This is a genomic window from Agrobacterium sp. 719_389, from assembly GCF_900188475.1.
Lineage (GTDB): Bacteria > Pseudomonadota > Alphaproteobacteria > Rhizobiales > Rhizobiaceae > Agrobacterium > Agrobacterium radiobacter.
The window spans coordinates 140,144-156,071 of the sequence record NZ_FYEM01000005.1; the positions used below are offsets into that span (position 1 = coordinate 140,144).

The window sequence follows — 15,928 nt, forward strand, 5'->3', positions numbered from 1 at the left end:
TTGTGTCAGGGGCGTTAAGGGCAGGGGGGCGAAAGGTCAAGGAGAAAGCGCCGCAAATGCCCGTCTTTCCCTTGAAGTGAGCCTTTCCTGTGGAATCGTTCCCGCCTCTTGTTGTCACGCCACAATCAGACATTATGTTCGCCGCTCCAGATGTGACATCAGAGAACCTCATGACCGCAGATAATGCCCGCCTCACCACGCTCATCGCCTCCGAAATCAACGCCCGCGCCGATCAGGTGAAGGCGGCGGTGGCCCTGCTGGACGAGGGCGCGACCGTTCCCTTCATCGCCCGTTACCGCAAGGAAGTGACCGGAGGACTTGATGATACCCAGCTACGCACGCTTTCGGAACGTCTCGTCTATCTGCGCGAACTGAATGCGCGCCGCGCCTCCATCATCGATTCCATCACCGGTCAGGGCAAGATGACCGACGAGCTGATGGTCAAGATCATGCAGGCCGTGACCAAGGCGGAGCTGGAAGACCTCTACCTGCCCTATAAGCCGAAACGCCGCACCCGAGCGGAAATCGCCCGCGAACGTGGTCTAGGCCCGCTTGCCGAAGCGATCTGGGAAAACCGCACTGCCGATCCGGCAAAGCTTGCTCAATCCTATGTGCAGGGCGAGGTGGCCGATGTGAAGGCGGCGCTTGAGGGCGCACGCGACATCGTGGCTGAAACCATGACGGAAAATGCCGATCTGCTTGGCCGCCTGCGTGATTACATGCGCCAGAACGCCACCTTCCGCGCCAAGGTCGTGGACGGCAAACAGGCGGCGGGCGAAAAATTCTCCGACTATTTCGATCATTTCGAGCGCTGGGCAACGGTGCCCGGTCACCGCGCGCTGGCCATGCTGCGCGGCTGGAACGAAGAAATTCTGACGCTGACGATCGATGTCGATGCGGATGATCCCTCACCGGTGAAACCCGCGCAGCGCAGCATCGCCGCCGCCTTCGATATCCGCAATATTGGCCCCGCCGATCAATGGCTGATGGAGGTCGCTGGCTGGACCTGGCGGGTGAAGCTTTCCATGTCGCTCTCCCTCGACCTGATGCGCGAACTGCGCGAGCGGGCGGAAGAGGAGGCGATCAATGTCTTCGCCCGCAATCTGAAGGACCTGCTGCTGGCAGCGCCCGCCGGCTCCCGCGCCACCATGGGACTTGATCCCGGTATCCGTACCGGCGTGAAGGTCGCGATCGTGGATGGAACCGGCAAGCTCCTGGACACCAGCACGGTCTATCCCTTCCCGCCGAAGAACGATGTGCGCGGCACGCAGGCGGAACTCGCTTTGCTCATCCGCAAGCACAATGTCGAGCTGATCGCCATCGGCAACGGCACGGGCAGCCGCGAGACGGAAAAGCTGGTGGCCGACCTTCTGGCGCAGATGCCGGCCTCTGCTTCCGGTGCAAAGCCCACCAAGGTCATCGTTTCGGAAGCGGGTGCATCCGTTTATTCCGCTTCGGAACGGGCGGCAGCGGAGTTCCCCAATCTCGACGTTTCGTTGCGCGGCGCCGTTTCCATCGCCCGCCGTCTTCAGGATCCGCTGGCGGAACTGGTGAAGATCGAGCCGAAATCCATCGGCGTCGGGCAATATCAGCACGACGTCGATCAGGGCCGTCTCAGCCGTTCGCTCGACGCGGTCGTTGAAGATGCGGTGAACGCCGTCGGCGTCGATCTCAACACGGCCTCGTCGCCGCTTCTGGCGCGGGTTTCCGGCCTCGGCACCTCGATTGCCGATGCCATCGTTGCGCATCGTGACCAGACCGGCCCCTTTGCCAGCCGCAAGGAATTGCTGAAAGTGCCGCGCCTCGGCCAGCGCACCTTCGAGCAATGCGCGGGCTTCCTGCGCATCCCGAACGGCAAGGAGCCGCTGGATGCTTCCTCGGTTCATCCGGAGGCCTATGGCGTGGCGAAAAAGATCGTTGCCGCCTGCGGCCGCGATCTGCGTTCGCTGATGGGCGACAGCGCCGCGCTGAAGGCGCTTGATCCGAAGACGTTCATCGACGAGCAATTCGGTCTGCCGACCGTAAAAGACATCATCGCCGAACTGGAAAAGCCCGGCCGCGACCCACGCCCGAGCTTCAAGACCGCGACCTTTGCCGAGGGTGTGGACGAGATCACCGATCTGAAACCGGGCATGCTGCTCGAAGGCACCGTCACCAATGTCGCCGCGTTTGGCGCTTTCGTTGACATTGGCGTGCATCAGGACGGGCTTGTGCATGTGTCGCAGCTTGCCGATCGTTTCGTGAAGGACCCGCATGAGGTCGTCAAGGCGGGCGATGTCGTCAAGGTGCGAGTCGTGGAAGTGGATGTGAAGCGCAAGCGCATCGGCCTCACCATGCGTAAGGATGGCGGCGAGGCAGCGCCGCAGCCGATGCGTGAAAAGGGCAACGCCAGCGCCATGCGCCACGCGACATCAAAACCGAAAGAGCGCAACGAGGGGTCGCAAACCGGTGGTGCGCTTGCCGCCGCGCTGGCTGAAGCCATGAAGCGGCGCTGACCCTGGGTTGAAATGATTTTTTACCAAAAAGCCTCGCCACATACCCCGGCGGGGCTTTTTCCTTGATGAAATCGTTCAATTTTTTTGAAATAAGACTATCTTGAAACTTGTGCCGAAAGGAATACGGTCTGCAAAATTGATAAGTGAGACTTAGCAATTGGGGGTGCCATGGCGTCGTCTCTGCATGTTCTTCTCGATAAGATAATCAAGATCGGTGATCTCACCGTCAACAGCCCGGGCGGCAGCCGTACTTTCGGCAACGGCACGGGAAAAAAGGTGGTTCTGGACTTCACCGATGAAGCCGCCATGCAGGAGATCGCCGCCGATCCGGCGCTGAAGCTCGCTGAAATGTACATGGAAGGCCGGGTGAAGGTTGCCGAAGGCGACATCTACGATTTCCTCGCGCTGGTCAAAGGCAATACGCTGAGCGAGGCGCTGTCCTTCGGCATGGTCTGGCGCGGCATGGCGCGCATCATCGCCGCCCGCATCAAGATGCATCTGCCGGTCAACCACAACAAGAGCAACGTCGCCCATCATTACGATCTGAGCGCCAAGCTGTTCGATCTCTTCCTCGATGAGGACTGGCAATATTCCTGCGCCTATTTCAACCCGCCTGGCATCAGCCTCTATGAAGCGCAGGTCGCCAAGAAACGGCATATTGCCGCCAAGCTGATGACCGAGCCGGGCCAGAGCGTGCTGGAAATCGGCTCCGGCTGGGGCGGCATGGCGATGTATATCGCGGAAAGCGCCGGTGCAGATGTCACCGGCATCACGCTCAGCGAGGAACAGCTGCGCGTTTCCCGCGATCGTGCGGCAAAACGCGGGCTTGCCGGTAATGTCCGTTTCGAATTGCAGGACTACCGCTATCTGCCGGCTTCGAAGAAATACGACCGCATCGTCTCCGTGGGCATGTTCGAACATGTCGGGCCGACCCACTATCGCGACTATTTCGACAAGGTGGCGGAGGTGCTTGATGACAAGGGCGTGATGGTGCTGCATTCCATCGGCCAGCCCTATCCGGCGCTGGCGACCAATCCCTTCATCGAAAAATATATTTTCCCGGGTGGGTATATTCCTTCGCTCGCCGAAGTGCTGCCGGCGATCCAGAAATCCGGGCTGCTGGTGAAGGATATCGAAATCCTGCCCATGCATTATGCGCACACACTGCGGCATTGGCGCGAGCGTTTCGTGGCGCGCAAGGCGGAAGCGGTCGCGCTTTACGACGAACGTTTCTTCCGTATGTGGGAGTTTTATCTGGCGGGGTCGGAAATGGCCTTTACCCACGAAAATTTCCATATTTTCCAGATTCAGCTCGCCAAGGACCGCGACGCCGTTCCGCATAATCGCGACTACATTGCGCAGAACGAGGCGAAGCTGCTGGAGTTCGAGAAGACGCGCGCACCGCTGGAGAAGGTGACATTCTGACGACGCCGCGGGTAACGGGCGACCGAATTGTGGAGATTGTTGACAAACATCTCCGCAATCTCGGCGTCATCCTCGGGCTTGTCCCGAGGATCTATCCACGTTGCTTAAAGTCTGTCGGATGCAGATGCTCGGGACAGGCCCGAGCATGACGGCGGTGAGGTTTTAGGCCTTGTCGCCACCCTCCCCAGGAAGCACATTTCTTCCCGCTCTGGTTAATGGAATGGAAAGACAATCCCTCTAATTCTACGGGCACCTTGTCTGTATTGCGTTTCTGGGGTTCTTTCATGTTCAAGCCATCAGCGGCCGCCGCCGCCTGTGTCCTGTCGCTTTTTTCCGTGGGCAATGCCCATGCGGAGGGCTGGTTTTCCGGCGACTGGTATCTGAAGCTCGGTGGTGCGGGTTTCACCGCGCCGAAATATCAGGGCGACAACAAGAACGAATTCGGCTTTTCGCCCATCATTTCGCTTGGCCGTCAGGGGCAGGGTGCACGTTTCACCTCGCGCAACGACAGTGCCTCGATTTCGCTTCTGGACAATGGCCCGATCAGCATGGGTCTGGCCGGTAAGCTGGTTTCCCCGCGTGACGAGGGCGATTCCGCCGATCTCAAGGGCATGACCCGCATCAAGCGTGGTGGTGAGCTTGGTGGTTTCGCCGAGGCTTATCCGACCGACTGGCTGCGCGTTCGCGGCGAAGTCCGTCAGGGCATTCGCAGCCATAGCGGTGTGGTCGGCGATGTCGCTGTCGATGCCTTCACCGATATCGCCCCCGGCATCCAGATTTCCGCAGGCCCGCGCGCCACATGGGTGAGCAGCAAGTACAATGAGCGTTATTATGGTGTAAGCGCCGCCCAGACGGCGGCCGGTGCGCCATCGCCCTATAGCACGGGCGGCGGCCTGCATTCGGCCGGCATCGGCGCCGCCATCACCTGGAAAGTCACCGAGAACGCCGAAGTCGGGTCTTTTGCGGAATATCGCCGCCTCACCGGTGACGCCGCCGATAGCTCGCTGGTGCGCGAGCGCGGCTCGAAAAACCAGTTCATCGTCGGTGTTCAGGCAAGCTATAAATTCAATTTTTCGCTGCCCTGAGACAAGAAACCGAATGTCTGAGGTTGATGGCCCGCAGGAAACCGTTGCGGGCCTTGATGTTTCTGCCAATCCGCGTTCGGCGTCGTCCTCGGACTTGACCCGAGGATGACGCCGGTGAGGTTTTCGCTTTGCCGGTAGCGTGTTGCAATCCGCCAAAAACCGCACATCTTTGCACTTTGAAATCCATTCCGATTTTCCCACCGATGCTGTAGAACATCCCTATGGTTCACCATAGCGATTTGTCAGACCGCGTCTCCGACGCGCCATCCAATAACTGGGTCTATCGGATTTTGCCGAGGTCCCTCTGGCCCTATGCGCAGCTTGCAAGATGGGATCGCCCCATCGGCTGGCAATTGTTGATGTGGCCGTGTTTCTGGTCCGCGACCCTTGCGGCCAATGTGGCGGTGGCAAGCGGCGGCTTTTCCTGGGCGATGCTGATCTGGCATCTGGCGCTGTTCTTCATCGGGTCGGTGGCGATGCGCGGTGCGGGCTGCACCTATAATGATCTGGCCGACCACAAGATCGACATGGCCGTGGCGCGCACCCGTTCGCGGCCCCTGCCTTCCGGCCGCGTGAGCCGGATGCAGGCCAAGGTCTTCATCGTCCTGCAGGCGCTTGCCGGGCTCGTCGTGCTTTTGCAGTTCAACAGTTTCGCAATCGCGACCGGCATATTCTCGCTGGTTTTCGTGGCGATTTATCCTTTCGCCAAGCGCTTCACCAACTGGCCGCAATTTTTCCTCGGCCTTGCCTTTTCCTGGGGCGCGCTGATGGGCTGGGCGGGACAGTTCGGATCGCTCGCCTGGCCGGCTGTCCTGCTTTATGTCGGCTCCATCGCCTGGACGATCGGTTATGATACAATCTACGCCCATCAGGACAAGGAAGACGACACCGCGGTGGGCATCGGTTCGACCGCATTGCTGTTTGGAGAGAACACACATCGCTGGCTGGTTTTTCTTTATGGCACAGCCCTTGTCATGATGTTCCTGTCGTTCTGGGTCGCGGGCGTTAACGTTCTTGCCTATAGCGGTCTTGCCGCTGCCGCGCTCATGCTGTTCCGCCAGGTCTGGGTGCTTGATATTGATGACGTTGACCAGTGCCTCGTCCTGTTCAAATCCAACAACCGCGTCGGCGTGCTGATTTTCGCAGGCCTGATCCTGCCGCTCCTGCTGGCGTAAACCGCGAGAACACGGAATGGAAAAAGCCCGGTTGCGTCATCCGCACCGGGCTTTTTGATTTGTCTGGCTGAGCCTGTCAGCTGCGGGCGATGATTTCCTTGCCCTCAATCTTCATGCTCATGCCGAGCGAACCGGTGGAGCGGCGAACGAGGAAGCGGGGACGGCGTTCCGCGAAATAGGAATGGCGGCGGCGCGGACGGGTATTCTGGGTGCGCACCTTGCCGAGATGTTCTTCCAGCGGACGAGCGACGCCATCGGCTTCCACCATCAGCATGGGAATACGGTAGGCTTCAGACCAGCTGCGCCAGTCGGCGGCGATATCGCAGAGATCGTGAGCGACGAGAAGCGGAACGCAGAGATCCGGATCATCATGGTGCAGTTCCAGGGTCACCGTCACCTGTCCATCGCCATGGTCGATGGCGCGGGCGGCAACACCCTTGAAAGCGCGGGCAGGCAGGGCGAAGGACAGAGGCAGGCCGGAAGAGGACAGAACCTTTCTCAGAACGGCGCCCCGTTCGTCGAGAGTGACGGCGACATCGGTCGCGCCATTGCCTTTTCCATAGGTGACCTGTTGCGGAAAACGTGCCGGGTCGAGTCTGAGAGTGGCGACGGCCCAGTCGGGCTTCAGAACGGTCTTGGTCATGTTTATTCTACCCTTGTTTTACCTGAGAGCCGGTTTCCGGTCTTCTCATCGGGACTTTTCGTCCTCTGATGTCGGGAGAATATCCGCCGCATGTTCGAGACTGCTTAAAAATCGCGGTTAAGAAAACTTTGCATTCCCAAATGGTTAGCAAAACACACTGTGGCATGGTTTCGTTTAGGTAAAGCAGATCGGGACAATGCGGTTTTTATCCCGATCGGAATTGTGCTCTTTCAAGCTACGGGCAAGGCGCGTCATGCATAGTCATGCCAAGGCTTGCCGTGCGTCCGGATGGGCGCGCGATGGGTGGTTCAAAACCGGAGCTTTTGGTGTCCCCGAGGGGATGCGCTGTGCTCCAGGGGGCATACGGATGGTATCGACTTATCTCAGCTACGACCTCATCAACCGCGACATGAAGGCAAGCATCTCGCGCGTGTCGCAGCAGGGGCTCGTGGAGCGGCAGACGAAATATTACAAGGAAAACATCGGCAATGTGAAAAGCGTCGATGAATTCCTCGATAACTACCAGCTCTATTCCTACGCCATGGATGCCTTCGGTCTGGGCGAGATGACCTATGCCAAGGCCTTTATGAAAAAGGTGCTCGACAGCGACCTGAACGACCAGAACAGCTTCGCCAACAAGCTGACCGACGAGCGTTATCGGGAATTTGCCGCCGCCTTCAATTTCAGCTCTTCGACAAAGACCGTGCAGACGGACGCGCAGCTCGACAAGATGATCGGGCTTTATGATACGTCGATCACCAATCTGAACAGCAGCCTTGCGGAAGAGACACGTTATTACAAGGCAATCATCGGCACCGTGACAAATGCCGACCAGCTGCTGCGCAACGACCGCACCCGCGCCTATATCTTCCAGGTCTTCGGCATCGATGAGAAGACCTATTCCTATGCCCATATCAAGGGATTGATGACGAGCGACGTCAGCGATCCCAATAGCTACATCAACCAGAAATACGGCGCGGCCTATAATGACGCAGTCGAAAAACTGACGATGAAGGGTAATATCGAACTGCATGCGCAGGTCACCGACCGGATTACGGCCATCGATACTGAACTTGCGGGTACGGGTCTGACAAACGAGGAGCGCACGAAACTCGAGGCGGAAAAAGTGACCCGCCAGGACCAGCTGACCCAGCTTGAGGCCGTTTTGCCACCAAAGGATGAGTGGGAGGCGAAGCTTGCGGCGATCAAGGCGGAACAGACGACGCTGTCGAACACCGTCACCCAATATAACAAGATGGCGCAGATCGCTAACGCCTTCGAGTTCAAGAATGACGGCACGGTAACTGCCGGCGGGGCACAGACGGCGGACAATCTGAAAGCCATCACGGACTCCTATATCGGCAGCGCAGCCCGTGTGACGCCGACCGTCGCGACGCTGAACCGCGACTACTTCGAATCGAAGATCGGCTCCATCACGACGGTAGAGGAACTGATGTCGGATGCGCGGCTTGTCAATTACATCAGAACGGCCTTCGACCTGAACGACCTGACCATCGTGCCGGCAACGATCAAGAACATCCTCACAAGCGATCTCAGCGATCCGAACAATTACATCGCGACCATGGGCAAGAACGACAAGCGTTACCTCGCCCTGAAAAACGCGTTCAATTTCCTGCCCGACGGGACGCTTGCGGCCGGCACGACGCCGCAGACGACGACACAGACCGCGACGACCACCAGCGGTTACATGACCCATTACAATGATGCGGACGAGGCAGCTGACGCAAAGGCGCTCACGCTGTTCAAGAGCAGCATTGGCAAGGTCACAAGCGTCAATGATTTCCTCGGAACCAATGCGGTTTATACCTATGCGCTGAAGGCTGTCGGCCTCGATCCCGCCAAGGTGAACATCTCCGATATCCAGAGGGTGCTGACCAGCGACCTTCAGGATAAGAAGAGTTACGTTTATACGCTGAAAGACGATCGGTATGTGAAGCTTGCCGAGCTCTTCAACTTCACCAAGGACGGTTCGGTCGGTGCACCCATTCTGGCGCAGTCCGAAATCGAGCTGCAGACCATGTCGGCCGACTACATCAAGAAGAAATCGGCTTTCGGTACTGCTAAGGACAAGGAAGCCGCCACGGCCGAGGCGAAATATTTCTCGGGCGAAATGCAGAAGATCAAGACGCTCAGTGAATTTCTGGCCAATGACCGCCTGACCAAATTCGCGATGGAATCGCTCGGCATTGACCCCACGAGCGTGACGAAAGAACAGCTGCAGAAGATATTCACGTCAAATCTTGATGACAAGGACAGCTACGTCAACAAGGAGATGGATCCGGTCTTCCGTCGCCTCGTCACCGCCTTCAATTTCGACACGGACGGCAAGCTCCTTCATGAAGACCGCAGCCTGATCCAGACCCGGCGCGGACTTTATGAAACGCTCGACAATTATCTGACCCAGACGCTGGAAACGCAGGCGGGTGAAGAAAACGCCGGTGTGCGACTGGCGCTCTATTTCAAGCGCATGGCGGCCGGGACGACGTCCTATTATTCGATCCTTGCCGATACCGCGATCCAGAACTTCATCAAGACCACCTTCGGCATTCCCGATGAGCTCGGCAATGCGGGCGTCGATACCCAGGTGGCGATGATGAAGAAATATTTCGACATCAAGGATTTTCAGGACCCGGATAAGGTCAAGAAGCTGATCGCCCGTTTCACCATCATGTACGACAACCAGCAGAACGTCGCCGATCCCATCATGACCCTGTTCAATGGCAGCGGCTCGGTGGGTATCAGCGGTGACACGTTGCTGGCGGTCGCGACGCTACGGGCACGATAGCTCGAAAAGAGGAAGGCCGGACATGTCCGGCCTTTGCCATACCCACTATCCCCTCACCACCCCGGCAGCATATGCCCGGCGCGCAGGCGCGGCATCTTGGGGTAGGTCTTCACATCATTGTCCATCTCGTCGGCAACGCTCATCGGCGAGATATTGTCGAGGCAGGCGGTGATGTGGTCGGTAATGGCATTCACCAGCGAAGGCGAGAGACCGGGGCGTTTCATCAGGCCGATCTGCACCGGCGGCAGCGGCGGGAAACCATCGGCGGCGGTCAGAACCTTCATGCCGGTGCGCAGCGCCGATTCCGGCAGTACCGAGACGGCCATTCCCGCCAGCACGGCGGCGGCGACCACGGTGGAAGACCAGCTGGTAAACAGTACCTGATAATCCCGCCCATCGGCATCGAGGGCCGAACAGGCGAGCTGACGCCAGTGGCAGTCGCGCCGGCCCACGGCGAGCGGCACCGGCGCGTCATCCTTCAGCGGATGGTTGGCGGAGGCCACCCAGCAGAGCGGTTCAGTGCGCACCACATCCGAAGAGCGCGCGCGTGGATTATGGGTGACGAGGGCAATATCCAGTTCCCCGCGCGCCATTTTTTCGGCCAGGCTGACCGAGGGTTCGCAGACGATATAGAGCTCGACATTGGGGTGAGTCTTGGCAAAACGCCCGATGATCTCAGGCATGTAGCGGTCGGCATAGTCATCAGGTGTGCCGATGCGCAGCGTCCCTTCCAGCCTGTTGTCGTCGAAGGCGGCGATTGCCTCGTTATTAAGGCGGATGATGCGGCGGGCGTAATTCATCAGCTTTTCGCCCTCCGCCGTCAGGCGGTTGCCGCGCCCGTCCTTGGCGAAAAGCTGCTTGCCGATGCGTTCCTCAAGCCGGCGCATCTGCATGGAGACGGCGGATTGCGTCTTGAAGACGCGATCTGCGGCCTTAGTGAAGCTGCCCGTATCAACGATGGCGATGAAGGTGTGCAGCTGGTCTATGTCGAGGGGTGCGGACATGGATGGTCATCCATCAGAATGATTGATGTCTCACATTAGAAACATTCGTTGGACTGATCAATAGTCTTGCGACATTTTGACACCAAGCAAATCAATATCAACCCCGGGCCGACGAGATGTCGGGCCCTCAACCCGAGGCAGCTTCCCGCGCGTGGTGCGCCGGGAGCGGTGCCGCATCGTGCCGTTACGGAAGGATAAGTGTCATGCGCACGGCAGAACGGAGAATGGAACTGGAACTCGCAACCGGCAGGGAAAGCGATGCGCTTCGTCGCCTCGTTGTCGGTGTTGCTTCGACCGTGAAAACCTTTCTGCAGCGCATCTATAACCGTATCTGCGCCAATGAGCTGACGGAACTCGATGACCGCCTGCTTGCGGATGTCGGCCTGGTGCGATCGGATGTGACGAACGCGCTCAATACCGGCCTTTTCGAGGACCCGACCGCCCATCTGACCCGGGCTGCACAGCTACGCGCGGCCACGCGGTTTGAGACGCTCTAAGTTTGCTCGCGCAATTCCGGCAGACCTCCAGCTGCCGGAACTGCTCCGCGCTGAAAAGTTTTCCCCGCAGGGTGATTTGCCAATAGCCCTGCCTTTGCCCGGTGTCAGGCCCCTCGGCCGCGCCGGGCTTTTTTAATGGCAGCGCAGTTTTAGCGGCAATGCCTCAATATTGATATTCCTCGAATACCGGCAGCACAGAACCGCCCCAGCGGCCATTGTAAAGCGCAAGCAGGTCTTCGGCGAGCGTGGTCTTCTTGGCCAGAACCTCATCCAGCGAAGACAGGAACACGGTCTCATCCTGGCCTTCGCCATTCAGGCGCTTGCGGTTTTTCAGGCCGGTGCGGGAAATGTCGAGCACTTCGCGGGCGATGCCGAGCAGCGGCTTGCCGGCGATCTCGGCGGCCAGACCCTTGGCGGGTACGGCGTCGCGTAGCGCAATGACCTCATCGAAATTCCAGCCGGCCGTCAGTGCATCGGCGGCATCCAGCGCTTCCTGATCATAGAGAAGTCCGACCCAGAACGCCGGCAGGGCGCAGATGCGTCTCCACGGGCCGCCATCCGCGCCGCGCATTTCGAGAAAACGCTTCAGGCGCACATCCGGAAACAGGGTGGAAAGATGGTTCGTCCAGTCGCCCATTGTCGGCTGCCACTCGGCGATTTCGCCCTTCAGCGCGCCATTCATGAACTGACGGAAGGTGACATGGGTGCAATCGTGATATTTGCCGTCGCGCACGATGAAATACATCGGCACATCAAGCGCCCATTCCACATAATCCTTGAAGCCGAAATCCTGGTTGAAGGTGAAGGGCAGGACGCCCGAGCGGCGATTGTCGGTGTCGCGCCAGATATCGCCGCGCCAAGAGAGCAGACCGTTCGGCTTGCCTTCGGTGAAGGGCGAAGAGGCAAAGAGCGCGGTTGCCAGCGACTGCAGCGTCATGGAAACGCGCATCTTCTGGCGCATGTCGGCTTCAGAGGAGAAATCGAGATTAACCTGAATGGTGCAGGTGCGGTACATCATGTCGAGACCCTTGGTCCCGACCTTCGGCATATAGCGCGTCATGATCGCGTAACGCGATTTCGGCATATGCGGTGTTTCGTCATAGCTCCACAACGGGCTGCCGCCGATGCCAAGGAAACGAATGCCCATCGGCTCGGCCACTTCGCGCACGGTCGCCAGATGCTGGTTGGATTCCTTGCAGGTCTGATGCAGGTTTTCGAGCGGCGCGCCTGACAGTTCGAACTGGCCGCCCGGCTCAATGGAGATGGCCCCCATGCCGTGCTGTTCGCCAAGCCCGATGATGTTCTCGCCGTCCATGATCGGCTCCCAGCCGAGCTTTTCCTGCATGCCCTTCAAAAGGGCCGAAATGCTGGCTTCGCCGAAATAGGGAACGGGACTGTTATCCTTGCGGAAAAACGCGAATTTTTCGTGTTCGGTGCCGATGCGGAAATCGGCTTCAGCTTTGCAACCGCCCGCCAGATAATCTGTAAGCTCCGTGACGGAGGAGAGGGGTGTCTGGTCGGTCGTGTCGCGTGCCATGGCTTACCTTGTTATGACGTCTCTGTTGCGGCGAGGCATATGATTGGCAGATAGGGCCGGATCGTATCCGGAGGCAAATGAATTTCTTTTAAAGATGCATGAAGCGCAATGGGGCCTTTCAGTTCCAGTCGCCGATAACAGCCTGAATGACCGCAAGTGCGGCGACGGCGGCCGTGTCGGCCCTCAGGATTCGCGGCCCGAGCGGAATGGGGGTAACGAAGGAAAGGCCGCGCAGAAGCTCCCGCTCCTCTTCGGAAAATCCGCCTTCCGGGCCGACCAGCAGGGCAATTTTGCGTTCCGTGACGGATTGCAGGATTGGCAACGGATTTTGCCCCGCATCGCCTTCGTCACAATAGATGATGCGCCGGTCGTGAGGCCAGGTCTCAAGCATGTCCTTCAGTTTCACCGGTTCGGCCACGTCGGGCAGGGACAGTATGCCGCACTGCTCGGCCGCCTCGATGGCGTTGGCGCGCAGTTTTTCGGTGTTGTGAATCTTGCCCTGAACATGCTGCGTCATTACCGGCTGCAACAGGCCGGCGCCCATCTCCACCGCCTTCTGCACCAGATAATCCATGCGCCCGACTTTCAGCGGTGCGAAAAGATAATGCAGGTCCGGTGCGTCCGGCTGCGGACGTGTCTGCTCCAGGGGCACGAGTACGATCTTCTTGCGGCTCGGAAAGGCGAGTCTCGTTTTCCATTCGCCGTCACGCCCGTTGAATAGCAGGATTTCCGCACCGTCGGTCATGCGCAGCACATTGGCGAGATAGTTGAACTGTTCGGTTGTTGCCTCCTGCGCGACGCCCTCGGCAAGGTTGGCTTCTATATAAAGGCGTTGCATCCGGAAATTAGCGCGCATGGGATTATTCGGTTTCAGAGAAAGAGGAAGGACATGAGCCAATAGAGCAGCGCCGCAAGCGTTGCACTTAAGGGAACGGTGACCAGCCAGGCGGCGATGATCGTCATGAAGTGGGAGCGCCGGACGAGGTAACGGCGGCGCACCTCGGAAGGATTGTCGGCATATCTTTCGGACCGGCGGGGTCTGCCGTCACCAGCCTGAACGAGCTCCTGCCGCCGCCGTGACGATTGCGTATACCATTCACGGAAGAAGCCGACGCCGAACACCGCGCCGATGGCGGTGTGGGTGGTGCTGACCGGCAGGCCCAAGCGCGAGGCGACGAGGACGGTGAGCGCCGTGGCCACGGAAACGCAAAATGCGCGCATCGGATTGAGCTTGGTGATCTGTTCACCGACGAGGCGGATGAGGCGCGGGCCATAAAGAAGAATACCGCAGGAAAGCCCGAATGCGCCGACCAGCATCACCCACAGCGGGGCGCGGGCGGAAGTGCTCACCGCCTCATCATGCAGGGCGCGCACGATGGCCACGACAGGGCCGATGGCGTTTGAAACGTCATTTGCCCCATGCGCAAAGGACATCAAGGCGGCGGCGAGAACGAGCGGCCATTGGAACAGGATTCGAAGCGACTGGTTGCGGTTCTCCAGCCCTTCCGATTGTTTGCGGATGATCGGCACACAAAGCCGCCACGCCACAAGCCCGGTCACCAGCCCTATGAGGCTGGCGTGGCCAAGCGACACATGCATGAGCTGCCGCAATCCGACCCAGATGAGATAGGCCATGAAGACGCCCGCCATCAGGCCGATGAGAACCGGAACCCACAGCCGGGCCGAGCCGATCTTGTCTTCGCGGTAAATGATGAATTCCTTGATGAAAGCAAGGATGGCGACGGCGATGAAGGCGCTGATGAAGGGTGCCAGTACCCATGCGAAGGCGATGCTGCCAAGCGAAAGCCAGTCGACCGCTTTCGCCCCGTAGGCGGCCATTCCAGCGCCGGCAACCCCGCCCACCACCGTATGGGTGGTGGAGATCGGCGCTCTTGTCCAGGTCGAGATATTGACGAGAAGGCCGGCGGCGAGAAGCGCCGACAGCATCGCCCAGGAAAATGCGGTCCTGTCGGGAATGGTCTCGACGTTGATGATGCCGCTGGAAATGGTCTCCACGACATTGCCGCCGGTGATCAATGCCCCGGCGATCTCACAGATGGCGGCGACGATGAGCGCAACGGCAAGCGGCATGGCCTTGGCGCCGACCGCCGGGCCGACATTGTTCGTCACGTCATTCGCGCCGATATTGATGGCCATATAAGCGCCGATGGCGACGGCGGCGATGATGATGACGGCACCCGCAGTGCCCGTGACAAAAGCGCCTGCGAAGACAGCCGCGAGAACAACGAACATGAACCCCGCGCCAAGGCCGGCAAGCTGCTGCGTGACGTGCAGCGTCGCCTCTTCGACACGGGTGAACTTGTCGAGATCCTTGTCGAGCGTCGGCTTCATGTTCGATGGCGGCTTCGTTGCCATTCACACCTCGTTTGCCAGCATTCCCTTTCGTCCGGCAGCGTCGCAGGTTGAAGGCAATTTACAGAAAGACTGTTACATCTCGCACATCTTTCCAAAAGGAAAGACGATAAAAGCCATGTTGGAAAAACAAACTGCACATTGCCACATCAGGGGCGGGCGCGCTATTTCGAATGCGTCATCCGCTTGTCGAAAGCGAGCATAAGCGCCTTCAGTTCCGGCTCGTTGACGCGCTTGCCGGCTTCCTGCGGACTGACCCATTCCAAACGTCTCGATTCCTTCTCGGGAAAGCTCTCCTGCATTTCCGAAACTTCGAGCAGATGCACCTGCACCCTGCACGGCACGTTGACGCCGCTGTTCAGCTTTTTCTCGTAGTCGTAATAACCGAAGGGCGCCTTTTCCACCGTGCCTTTGACACCGGCTTCCTCATAGGCTTCCTGTTCGGCCACCGCATGGGCCTTCTTGTTGGCCATCGGCCAGCCCTTGGGAATGACCCATCGGCCCGTATCCCTGCTGGTCAGCAGCAAGACTTCCGGCTCCGGATTTTTTTTCGACAATCGATAGCACAGCGCCGCATATTGCTGTCGCGGCGGTCTGCGCAACATCAAGCCAACATCTGTCGCCAATCGATTCAAAATCTTCAATCCGAATAAATCCTCTTTGCCGGGTAGTGATAATTGCTAATATAGAGATGCCGCAGATTCCGCCAATCCCCCTTTACCCATAACCCACTACTGTCTTCATGCTGATGAAGCCTTTGGGCGCAGGGGATGTGGTGGATTTGCGAACAAAGTTCTGACCGGGCGGTTCCCCGACCGTACAGCCGATGCGGTAATACTCTCTCTGCGTGCCTTCAAGCCATTCAGAATGCAAAGCCGCTATGAATTG

At 58.9% G+C, this 15,928-nt stretch carries 12 protein-coding genes; 6 read left to right on the forward strand and 6 right to left on the reverse strand.

Annotated elements, in window-relative coordinates; all coding sequences use genetic code 11:
• The first annotated feature begins 170 nt into the window (after positions 1–170).
• From CFB10_RS11330 to ubiA, 4 genes are all read left to right on the forward strand, one after another.
• Entirely contained in the window at positions 171–2,495 is a 2,325-nt protein-coding gene (locus CFB10_RS11330; protein ID WP_020010497.1) for a Tex family protein, read from the forward strand.
• Positions 2,496–2,663: 168 nt separating this feature from the next.
• Positions 2,664–3,920 (forward strand): cyclopropane-fatty-acyl-phospholipid synthase family protein, encoded by a 1,257-nt coding sequence (locus CFB10_RS11335; protein ID WP_020010498.1) that lies wholly within the window; start codon positions 2,664–2,666, stop codon positions 3,918–3,920.
• A 284-nt stretch (positions 3,921–4,204) separates the two neighbouring features.
• Positions 4,205–5,005, forward strand: coding sequence for a MipA/OmpV family protein (locus tag CFB10_RS11340; protein WP_026363675.1), 801 nt, complete (start codon positions 4,205–4,207; stop codon positions 5,003–5,005).
• A gap of 221 nt (positions 5,006–5,226) precedes the next feature.
• Positions 5,227–6,180 carry a 4-hydroxybenzoate octaprenyltransferase gene (gene ubiA / locus CFB10_RS11345; protein ID WP_026363676.1) on the forward strand — a complete coding sequence of 318 codons (954 nt, stop codon included), beginning with the start codon at positions 5,227–5,229 and terminating at the stop codon, positions 6,178–6,180.
• A 76-nt stretch (positions 6,181–6,256) separates the two neighbouring features.
• Here ubiA and CFB10_RS11350 read toward each other — a convergent pair whose 3' ends face one another.
• Positions 6,257–6,823, reverse strand: a complete 567-nt coding sequence (locus tag CFB10_RS11350) for a DUF6101 family protein (protein ID WP_003503226.1) — start codon at positions 6,821–6,823, stop codon at positions 6,257–6,259.
• 367 nt (positions 6,824–7,190) lie between these two features.
• Here CFB10_RS11350 and CFB10_RS11355 point away from each other — a divergent pair, with 367 nt between their 5' ends.
• On the forward strand, positions 7,191–9,629 hold the full coding sequence (locus CFB10_RS11355) for a DUF1217 domain-containing protein (RefSeq protein WP_020010501.1): 2,439 nt from the start codon (positions 7,191–7,193) through the stop codon (positions 9,627–9,629).
• A gap of 53 nt (positions 9,630–9,682) precedes the next feature.
• On the opposite strand, the gene CFB10_RS11360 is transcribed toward CFB10_RS11355, so the two are convergent.
• Complete coding sequence (locus CFB10_RS11360; protein ID WP_020010502.1) at positions 9,683–10,633, reverse strand: LysR substrate-binding domain-containing protein; 951 nt, start codon at positions 10,631–10,633, stop codon at positions 9,683–9,685.
• A gap of 203 nt (positions 10,634–10,836) precedes the next feature.
• On the opposite strand from CFB10_RS11360, the gene CFB10_RS11365 reads away from it, so the two are divergent.
• The gene (locus tag CFB10_RS11365; protein ID WP_026363677.1) at positions 10,837–11,130 is read left to right on the forward strand and encodes a DUF1127 domain-containing protein; all 294 of its coding nucleotides are present in this window, start codon (positions 10,837–10,839) and stop codon (positions 11,128–11,130) included.
• A gap of 163 nt (positions 11,131–11,293) precedes the next feature.
• On the opposite strand, the gene CFB10_RS11370 is transcribed toward CFB10_RS11365, so the two are convergent.
• From CFB10_RS11370 to CFB10_RS11385, 4 genes are all read right to left on the reverse strand, one after another.
• The gene (locus CFB10_RS11370; RefSeq protein ID WP_020010504.1) at positions 11,294–12,667 is read right to left on the reverse strand and encodes a glutamate--cysteine ligase; all 1,374 of its coding nucleotides are present in this window, start codon (positions 12,665–12,667) and stop codon (positions 11,294–11,296) included.
• A gap of 118 nt (positions 12,668–12,785) precedes the next feature.
• Positions 12,786–13,523, reverse strand: coding sequence for a 16S rRNA (uracil(1498)-N(3))-methyltransferase (locus tag CFB10_RS11375; RefSeq protein ID WP_026363678.1), 738 nt, complete (start codon positions 13,521–13,523; stop codon positions 12,786–12,788).
• A 14-nt stretch (positions 13,524–13,537) separates the two neighbouring features.
• Positions 13,538–15,043: an inorganic phosphate transporter gene (locus CFB10_RS11380; RefSeq protein WP_020010506.1), complete on the reverse strand. Its 1,506-nt coding sequence runs from the start codon at positions 15,041–15,043 to the stop codon at positions 13,538–13,540.
• A 161-nt stretch (positions 15,044–15,204) separates the two neighbouring features.
• The gene (locus CFB10_RS11385) at positions 15,205–15,645 is read right to left on the reverse strand and encodes an NUDIX hydrolase (protein ID WP_020010507.1); all 441 of its coding nucleotides are present in this window, start codon (positions 15,643–15,645) and stop codon (positions 15,205–15,207) included.
• Positions 15,646–15,928 lie beyond the last annotated feature (283 nt).

Excerpts from the sequence above, each read along its gene's own strand:
- CFB10_RS11365 (WP_026363677.1), top strand. The coding sequence starts at position 10,837 with ATGCGCACGGCAGAACGGAGAATGGAACTGGAACTCGCAACCGGCAGG.
- ubiA (WP_026363676.1), top strand. The coding sequence starts at position 5,227 with ATGGTTCACCATAGCGATTTGTCAGACCGCGTCTCCGACGCGCCATCC.
- CFB10_RS11385 (WP_020010507.1), bottom strand. The coding sequence starts at position 15,645 with ATGTTGCGCAGACCGCCGCGACAGCAATATGCGGCGCTGTGCTATCGA.
- CFB10_RS11380 (WP_020010506.1), bottom strand. The coding sequence starts at position 15,043 with ATGGCAACGAAGCCGCCATCGAACATGAAGCCGACGCTCGACAAGGAT.
- CFB10_RS11375 (WP_026363678.1), bottom strand. The coding sequence starts at position 13,523 with ATGCGCGCTAATTTCCGGATGCAACGCCTTTATATAGAAGCCAACCTT.
- CFB10_RS11360 (WP_020010502.1), bottom strand. The coding sequence starts at position 10,633 with ATGTCCGCACCCCTCGACATAGACCAGCTGCACACCTTCATCGCCATC.
- CFB10_RS11335 (WP_020010498.1), top strand. The coding sequence starts at position 2,664 with ATGGCGTCGTCTCTGCATGTTCTTCTCGATAAGATAATCAAGATCGGT.
- CFB10_RS11340 (WP_026363675.1), top strand. The coding sequence starts at position 4,205 with ATGTTCAAGCCATCAGCGGCCGCCGCCGCCTGTGTCCTGTCGCTTTTT.
- CFB10_RS11330 (WP_020010497.1), top strand. The coding sequence starts at position 171 with ATGACCGCAGATAATGCCCGCCTCACCACGCTCATCGCCTCCGAAATC.
- CFB10_RS11350 (WP_003503226.1), bottom strand. The coding sequence starts at position 6,823 with ATGACCAAGACCGTTCTGAAGCCCGACTGGGCCGTCGCCACTCTCAGA.
- CFB10_RS11355 (WP_020010501.1), top strand. The coding sequence starts at position 7,191 with ATGGTATCGACTTATCTCAGCTACGACCTCATCAACCGCGACATGAAG.
- CFB10_RS11370 (WP_020010504.1), bottom strand. The coding sequence starts at position 12,667 with ATGGCACGCGACACGACCGACCAGACACCCCTCTCCTCCGTCACGGAG.